General features: G+C 72.9%; 5 protein-coding genes. 2 read left to right on the top strand and 3 right to left on the bottom strand.

What is annotated here, in order from left to right; translation table 11 throughout:
* The first annotated feature begins 2 nt into the window (after positions 1-2).
* Positions 3-893, top strand: a complete 891-nt coding sequence (locus tag EF903_RS23980; RefSeq protein WP_125546430.1) for an ABC transporter permease — start codon at positions 3-5, stop codon at positions 891-893.
* On the top strand, positions 886-1,680 hold the full coding sequence (locus EF903_RS23985; RefSeq protein WP_125546432.1) for an ABC transporter ATP-binding protein: 795 nt from the start codon (positions 886-888) through the stop codon (positions 1,678-1,680). The genes EF903_RS23980 and EF903_RS23985 overlap by 8 nt, the downstream gene beginning before the upstream one ends.
* Positions 1,681-1,755: 75 nt before the next feature.
* Here the strand turns inward: EF903_RS23985 and EF903_RS23990 are convergent, their stop codons facing one another.
* The 3 genes from EF903_RS23990 to EF903_RS24000 all read right to left on the bottom strand — a co-directional run bounded on the left by EF903_RS23990 (position 1,756) and on the right by EF903_RS24000 (position 8,254).
* Positions 1,756-6,720 (bottom strand): NAD-glutamate dehydrogenase, encoded by a 4,965-nt coding sequence (locus EF903_RS23990; RefSeq protein ID WP_125546434.1) that lies wholly within the window; start codon positions 6,718-6,720, stop codon positions 1,756-1,758.
* A gap of 356 nt (positions 6,721-7,076) precedes the next feature.
* Entirely contained in the window at positions 7,077-7,757 is a 681-nt protein-coding gene (locus EF903_RS23995; RefSeq protein ID WP_125546436.1) for an HAD family hydrolase, read from the bottom strand.
* Positions 7,754-8,254, bottom strand: coding sequence for a DUF6912 family protein (locus EF903_RS24000; RefSeq protein ID WP_125546439.1), 501 nt, complete (start codon positions 8,252-8,254; stop codon positions 7,754-7,756). The genes EF903_RS23995 and EF903_RS24000 overlap by 4 nt, the downstream gene beginning before the upstream one ends.
* Positions 8,255-8,378: the final 124 nt, after the last annotated feature.

Raw genomic sequence — 8,378 nt, forward strand, 5'->3', positions numbered from 1 at the left:
GGGTGAGGCCGTGGGCGGCCGCCGCACCCACCCCGGCGGAACCGGCCGCCGCCCACGGCCTCACCCTCAGCGGCGCCCGCCCACCCCTGCCGCGGTACGTCCGGCTCCTGTGGGAGCGCCGCCACTTCGTGACCGCGTACGCCACCGCCCGGACCCGCGCCGCCTACAGCACCGCCCGCCTCGGCGGGCTCTGGCAGCTCGTGACCCCGCTGCTGAACGCCGCCGTCTACTACGCCGTCTTCGGCGTCGTCATGCGCCAGAGCCACGGCGTCCCCGACTACCTGCCGTTCCTGCTGACCGGCGTCTTCGTCTGGGACTTCATCGGCAGCACCGTCAACGCCGGCACCCGCGCCGTCCACGCCAACCTCGGCCTCGTCCGCGCCCTGCACTTCCCCCGCGCGAGCCTGCCGCTGGCCGCGGTCGTCCAGCACTTCCAGCAGCTGCTCGTCAGCCTGGGCGCCCTACTGGCCCTGCTCACCGCCCTCGGCAGGCCCCCGCGGGCCCGCTGGCTGCTGGCCGTGCCCGCCCTGCTCCTCGCGGCCCTCTTCTGCACCGGCTGCGCCCTGGCCATGGCCCGCATCGGCAGCCGGGTCCCGGACACCGCCCAGCTCATGCCGTTCGTGCTGCGCACCTGGATGTACGCCTCGGGCGTCATGTGGTCCATCGGCCACGTCGTCGCCCAGGGGCACCTGCCGCACTGGGCCGGCACCGCGCTCGGCGCCAACCCGGCCGCCGTCTACATCGACCTCGTCCGCCACGCCCTCGTCGACGGCTCCGCGGCGCAGCCGCTCCCGCCGCACGCGTGGACGCTCGCCGCCGGCTGGGCACTGGCCGCCGCGGTCGGCGGGTTCGTCTGGTTCTGGCGGGCCGAGGAGGAGTACGGCCGTGGCTGACCTCCCCGCCGGCGCATCCGGCGACACCCGCGTCCCCACCGTCATCGCCGACGGCGTCCACGTCGTCCACACCGTCCGCGCGGGGGTTCGCGGGGGCGGCGCGGCCGCCGCTCTGAGCCGCCTCCTGCGGCGCGGCGGACCCGCACCCGGCGCACGCCGGGTGCACGCGGTGAAGGGCGTCACCTTCACCGCGTACCGGGGCGAGGCGATCGGGCTGATCGGCTCCAACGGATCGGGCAAGTCCACCCTGCTGCGGGCCGTCGCCGGCCTCCAGCCGCTCACCCGGGGCACCGTGCACGCCCTGGGCCGGCCCTCCCTGCTCGGCGTCAACGCCGCCCTGATGAACGACCTGACCGGCGAGCGCAACATCGTCCTCGGCGGCCTCGCCATGGGGATGTCGCGCGAGGAGGTCCGCCGCCGCTACCAGGACATCGTCGACTTCTCCGGCATCGACGAACGGGACGCCTTCAGCTCCCTGCCGATGCGGACCTACTCCTCGGGCATGGCCGCCCGGCTGCGCTTCTCCATCGCCGCCGCCGTGGACCACGAGGTGCTGATGATCGACGAGGCGCTCGCCACCGGCGACGCCGCCTTCCAGCGCCGCAGCCAGGCGCGCATCGAGGAGCTGCGGGAGCGGGCCGGGACCGTCTTCCTGGTCAGCCACGCGATCGGCACCGTCCGCGACACCTGCGACCGGGCGCTCTGGCTGGAGGCGGGCACCCTGCGCATGGACGGCCCCGCCGCCGAGGTCTGCGAGGCGTACGAGCGCTCCGCGCGCGGCGGCTGACCCCCCGACGCGGAAAGGGCCGGGCCCGGAACCCCCTGCGGGGTCCGGGCCCGGCCCTCCGGCTCGGCGGTGCGGTTATCCGTGCGCCCTCAGCAGCGAGCGCATCGTCCGCATGGCCACGGACAGGTTGGCCAGGTCGAAGTCGTCCGAGCCCCGGATCTCGTCGAGGGTCGTCCGCGCACGGCTGATGATCGCCGCGTTGGTCTCCTCCCACGCCTTGAAGCGCTCCTCGGGCGTGGCGTCCCCGCCGCCCGCCGCCAGCACGTCGGCGGTGAGTGCGGCATGCGCCGCGAAGAGGTCCTCGCGGATCGAGGCGCGGGCCATCGACTGCCAGCGGTCGCCCCGCGGCAGCTCGATGATCCGGTCCATCAGCTGCGTGATCTCCAGGCGGTCGGCGAGGTCGTAGTAGACCTCGGCGACGCCCAGCGGGTCCACGCCGGTGCGGTCCGAGATGGCGACGATGTCCAGCGTCGGGAAGGCCGAGGAGAAGCCGGCGACCTTCGCCGCCAGCTCCACCGGCACGCCCTCGCCGGTCAGCTCGTCCATGACCAGCTGGTACCACTCCAGGTCCGCCCCGCGCACCAGCTTCGGCAGCTCCTCCCAGACCCGGGTGACCCGCTCCTGGAACAGCTCGATCGTCTCGGTGATCTGCAGCGGCTGCGGCCGGTTGTTCAGCAGCCAGCGCGTACCGCGCTCGACCAGGCGCCGCGAGTGCAGGCGCACCCGGGTCTGGACGTCCGCCGCGACCACGTTGTCCAGGGCCTCGACCGCGTCCCACACCTCGGCCAGGCCGAAGATCTCGCGGGCCGCGAGCTGCGCCCGCACGATCTCCTCCGTGGAGGCGCCGGTCTCCTCCCGCAGGCGGTGCAGGAAGGTCGAACCGCCGGTGTTGACGGTGTCGTTGACCAGGAGCGTGGTGATGATCTCCCGGCGCAGGGCGTGGGAGGCGATCTGCTCCGGGAACCGGGCGCGCAGCGGGGCCGGGAAGTAGGCGTCCAGCAGGCGGCGCAGGTACGGGTCGTCCGGCAGCTGCGTGTGGATCAGCTCGTCCGCCACCGTGATCTTGGTGTAGGCGAGCAGCACGGCCAGCTCCGGCTGGGTCAGACCGCTGCCGCCGCCGAGCAGCTCGCGGATCTGCCGGTCGGCCGGCAGGAACTCCAGGCTGCGGTCGAGCTGCCCGGCCTGCTCCAGGCGGCGCATGAAGCGCTGCTGGGCGTGGAGCAGGCTGTGCGCCTGGGCGCTGCCGTTCGCCAGGGCGGTGTTCTGCGCGTAGTTGTTGCGCAGGACGAGCGTGCCGACCTCGTCGGTCATCTCCGCCAGCAGGGCGTTGCGCTGCTTGACGGTCATGTCGCCGTCCGCGACGACCGCGTTGAGCAGGATCTTGATGTTCACCTCGTGGTCGGAGGTGTCCACGCCCGCGCTGTTGTCGATGGCGTCGGTGTTGACCTTGCCGCCCCCGCCGCCGGCGCCGCTGCGGGCGAACTCGATGCGGCCCAGCTGGGTCAGGCCGAGGTTGCCGCCCTCGCCGATGACCTTCGCGCGGACGTCGGCGCCGTTGACGCGGATCGCGTCGTTGGCCTTGTCGCCGACCTCGGCGTGCGTTTCGGAGGCCGCCTTGACGTACGTGCCGATGCCGCCGTTCCACAGCAGGTCGACCGGGGCGTGCAGGACGGCCTGCATCAGCTCCGCCGGGGTCATCTTGGTGACGCCCGCCTCGATCCCGAGTGCCTCGCGCATCTGCGCGTTGACCGGGATGGACTTCGCCGAGCGGGGGTGGACGCCGCCTCCGGGCGACAGCAGCTCGGTGTTGTAGTCGGCCCACGAGGAGCGCGGCAGCTCGAACAGGCGGCGGCGCTCGGCGTAGGAGACCGCCGCGTCCGGGTTCGGGTCGATGAAGATGTGCCGGTGGTCGAACGCGGCGACCAGGCGGATGTGCTCGGAGAGCAGCATGCCGTTGCCGAAGACGTCGCCGGACATGTCGCCGACGCCGACGACGGTGAAGTCCTGGGTCTGGGTGTCGTGGCCCAGCTCGCGGAAGTGCCGCTTGACGGACTCCCACGCGCCGCGGGCGGTGATGCCCATGCCCTTGTGGTCGTAGCCGGCCGAGCCGCCGGAGGCGAAGGCGTCGCCCAGCCAGAAGCCGTACTCCTGCGCGACGCTGTTGGCGATGTCGGAGAAGGTGGCGGTGCCCTTGTCGGCGGCGACCACGAGGTAGGTGTCGTCCTCGTCGTGGCGGACGACGCCCTTCGGCGGGACGACCTCCCCGCCGACCATGTTGTCGGTGATGTCGAGCAGGGCCGAGATGAAGATCTTGTACGCGGCGACGCCCTCGGCGAGCCAGGCGTCGCGATCCACCGACGGGTCCGGCAGGTTCTTCGCGACGAAGCCGCCCTTGGCGCCGACGGGCACGATGACGGTGTTCTTCACCATCTGCGCCTTGACCAGGCCGAGGATCTCGGTGCGGAAGTCCTCGCGGCGGTCGGACCAGCGCAGGCCGCCTCGGGCGACCTTGCCGAAGCGCAGGTGGACGCCCTCGACGCGCGGCGAGTACACCCAGATCTCGAAGGCCGGGCGCGGAGCCGGCAGCTCCGGGATGGCCTGCGGGTCGAACTTCATCGACACGTAGGAGTGCTGCTCCCCGGCCGCGTTGAGCTGGAAGAAGTTCGTCCGCAGCGTCGCCTTGATCAGCGTGAGGAAGGAGCGCAGGATGCGGTCCTCGTCCAGGGAGGCGACCTGGTCCAGGGCCCCGTCGAGCTCCTCGAGCATGGCGTCGATGAGCTCGGTGCCGGCGGCCTGGCGGCCGGGCGACATCCGGGCCTCGAACAGCGAGACCAGCAGCCGCGTGGTGTGGACGTTGTTGCGGAGGGTGTCCTCCATGTAGTCCTGGCTGAAGGTGGAGCCGGCCTGGCGCAGGTACTTGGCGTACGCGCGCAGGACGACGGCCTGCCGCCAGGTCAGCCCGGCGCCGAGGACCAGGGTGTTGAAGTTGTCGTTCTCGGCGTCGCCGCGCCAGACCGCCGCGAAGGCGTCCTGGAAGCGCTCGCGGGCGTCGTCGCCGAGGTAGGCGTCGCCGTTGCCGGAGACGGGCATCCGCAGGCCGAAGTCGTAGATCCAGGCGCTGGTGCGGTCGCTGCGGCGCAGCTCGTACGGGCGCTCGTCGGTGACCTCGACGCCCAGGCGCTGGAGGACCGGCAGCACCGCGGAGAGCGAGACCTGCTCCCCGGTGCGGTAGATCTTGAACCGGCGCTCGCCGGGGCCGGCGCCGACCGGCTCGTACAGGGACAGCGCGAAGTCGCGGTCGCTGGCGTCGAGCCGCTCCAGGTGGACGAGGTCCGAGACGGCCATGCGGGCGGTGTGGTCGGCCTTGTAGCCCTCGGGGAAGGAGCCGCCGTACTTGCGCAGCAGTTCGGCGGCGCGCTCCTCGCCCAGCTCGGCGGTCAGGGCCTCGCCGAATCCGTCGGCCCAGGAGCGGGCGGCCTCGACGAGGCGGCCCTCCAGGCGCTCGACGTCGGAGTCGGTCAGCGCGGGCAGCTCGGTGCCCTGCGGGACGCGGACGACGAAGTGGATGCGGGAGAGGATCGACTCGGTGTTCCAGGCGGTGAAGTCGACGCTGGTGCCGCCGAGCTCGTCCCGCAGGATGTCCATCAGGCGCAGCCGGACGCCGGTGGTGAAGCGGTCGCGCGGCAGGTAGACGAGGGCCGAGTAGTAGCGGCCGTACTCGTCCTGGCGCAGGTACAGGCGCAGCCGGCGGCGCTCCTGCAGGTAGAGGACCGAGGTGACGATCTCGCGGAGCTTGTCGACCGGGGTCTGGAACAGCTCGTCGCGCGGGTAGGTCTCCAGGATCTGGAGCAGGTCGCGGCCGTCGTGGCTGGACGGCGAGAAGCCGGCGCCCTCCAGCACCTCGGCGACCTTGCGGCGGATGACCGGCACGCGGCGCACGGACTCGGTGTAGGCGGCGGAGGAGAACAGGCCGAGGAAGCGGCGCTCGCCGACGACGTTGCCCTCGGCGTCGAACTTCTTGACGCCGACGTAGTCGAGGTACGAGGGGCGGTGCACGGTGGCGCGGCTGTTGGCCTTGGTCAGGACCAGCAGGCGGTGCTCGCGGGCCTTGGCGCGGGCGTCGGCCGGCAGCCGGTTGAAGGACGGGGAGACGGGGTGGGCGTCCTCGCGGGCGTCGTGCCGCGGGTCGGAGCGCAGGATGCCGAGGCCGGTGCCGGGCACGGCGGTGAGGGCGTCGCCGTCGACGAGGTTGTACTCGCGGTAGCCGAGGAAGGTGAAGTGGTCGTCGGCGAGCCAGCGCAGCAGCTCGCGGGCCTCTTCGGGCTCGTACTCGTGGAGGTCGGGGGCGGTCGGCTCGTCGGGCAGGCCGTCGGCGATGCGCAGCGCGGTGTCGCGCATCTTCTCCCAGTCCTCGACGGCCTCGCGGACGTCGGACAGGACGCGCAGCAGGTCGGCGGTGATCTGCTTGAGGTCGGCGCGGTCGGTCTCGCGGTCCATCTCGACGTGGATCCACGACTCGACGAGGGCGTCGTGCGGGCGGGCGGTCCTGGGGCCGTGTGCGTCGCAGTCCGGGCCGAGGATCTCGATCAGCTTGCCGGTGACGTCGCGGCGGACGACGACCTGCGGGTGGATCACGACGTGGATGCCGCGGCCCTGGCGGGAGAGCTCGTTGGTGACGGAGTCGACCAGGAAGGGCATGTCGTCGGTGACTACCTCGACGACGGAGTGGCTGGAGGTCCAGCCGTTCTCCTCGACCGTCGGCGTGTGGACGCGGACGTTCGCGGTGCCCTGCGGCCGGTTCTCGGCGAGCCGGTAGTGCGACAGCGCCGCCCCGAACACGTCGACCGGGTCCCGGTCCACGAGGTCCTCGGGAGCGGTGTGCAGGTAGTAGCGCTGGAGATAGGCGAGGGTGGTGTCCGGGTCGGGCCGCTTGCCCTGCTCGGCCCCAGTCGGAAGTACCCCCCCGGCCGGGCTGTGCTCAGCTACCCGGGCCGCCCGCGCGAGCAGCTCGGCCTTTGCTTCGTCCAGCTTGGTCTGCATGTCCTCTGGCTCCTGTCGCGCGCCATTGCGTGACGTAGGTGAAGGAAGGAATGACGTAGCGCCGCGAAGCGGGTGGTCCGTCCGGAGTCGACGCTATGTCGTCGTGAAAGCCGTCCGGGAGGGATTCGGCCAAGATCGGCTCGTCGTCCCGGCGGCGGGGACCAGCGAAGGCCCGGGCACGGTCGTGCGCCGGGCGCAGGCCGGGGGCTTCGGCGCCCCCGATGGATATCGCGCTGATCACGGGTACCAGGCTATCTCGCCGCACCCCCACCGCGTCACGGTCCGGATCTGTACAAAAGCAGGTCGGGAAGTTTGACGATGTGCGCAGTGACGCGGCCCACGTACCGTGCCAGTGCCTATTCGGCCAGCTCGCGAGCAGTGCGTACGGCTTCTGCCAGGCTGTCCACGACGGGGACACCGGCTGATTCCAGACTGGAGCGGCTGTGCGAACCACCCGTGTAGAGGACGGCTCGAGCGCCGACGTGGGCGGCGGCCGAGGCGTCGTCGACCGCGTCTCCGATGAGGACCGTCCGCTCGGGCGCCACGCCGCGGGCGGCGAGGGCCTCCATGTGGCGCACGAGGTGGCCGGCCTTGGAGGTGTGGGAGGGGCCGGTGCGGCCGTCGACGCGCAGGAAGTGCCGCTCGATGCCGTACCGGCGCACGAGCGGGACGAGGCGGTCGTGGGGCGCGAGCGACAGCAGGGACTGGGTGAGCCCGTCGGCCTCCCACTCCGCCAGCAGCCCGCGGGCCCCGTCGGTGAGCCCGGCGTCCGCGGCGGCGGCCCAGTAGTGGCGGTGGAAGGCCTCGTCCATGACGGCCCACTCCGCGTCGGTGGGCAGCCGGCCCATGAGGCGCTCGTAGAACTTCGGCACCGGTACGACGTACAGCTCCCGGTAGCGCTCCAGGGTGATCGGCGCGAAGCCGAACTCGGCGAAGGAGGCGTTCGTCGCCGCGATCACGGCGTCGATGTCGTGCAGGAGCGTGCCGTTCCAGTCCCAGACGATGTGGCGGCGGGCGGACGCCGGGCCGCCGGTCATGCCAGCAGTCCCGGGATCTCCTGCACGCCGAACCACAGCAGTTCGTGGTCCTCGGCGCCGTCGAGGGCGGGGCGGGCGGCGTCGTCGCCCGCATCGGCCGCGCCGACGGCCTCGGCGGCGGCCGCCACGTCGGCGACGGCGTCGTCGGCGTCGACGTGCACGGCGGCGGCAGCGGCGAGGCGCACCGGCCCGGCGAGGGCGACCTGGCCGAGCGCGGGGCCGTCGGAGCCGGGGACGGGGGCGACCGCCCGCTCGGCGACGTCGAAGGCGACGACGACGCGCTTGCGCGGGGCGGCGGCGTCCGCGGCGAGCAGCCGCAGCGAGGCCTCGGCGGCCCGGCCGAGGGCCGCGTACTCCAGCTCTTCGACGTCGTCCGACACGTACCACTCGCGCAGGCCGGGCGTGACGGCGTACGCGCGCAGCGGGTCGCCGCCCAGCTCACCCGCCTGGTGCACCTCGGCGAGCCCGGGGAGGGTCAGGGGGACGTACACGCGCATGGCCGGCCGCTTTCGGTAGTCGGAAACCCACCCAGGATACGGCCGCCACCCCGCGCCCGTCCGCCCCCGGGCCCGCCGCCTCTCGCAGGCGGTGTGCCCTGCCGGTCCCCGGGGCGGCGCCGTG

Source organism: Streptomyces sp. WAC05292 (genome assembly GCF_003949955.1).
GTDB classification, from domain to species: domain Bacteria; phylum Actinomycetota; class Actinomycetes; order Streptomycetales; family Streptomycetaceae; genus Streptomyces; species Streptomyces globosus.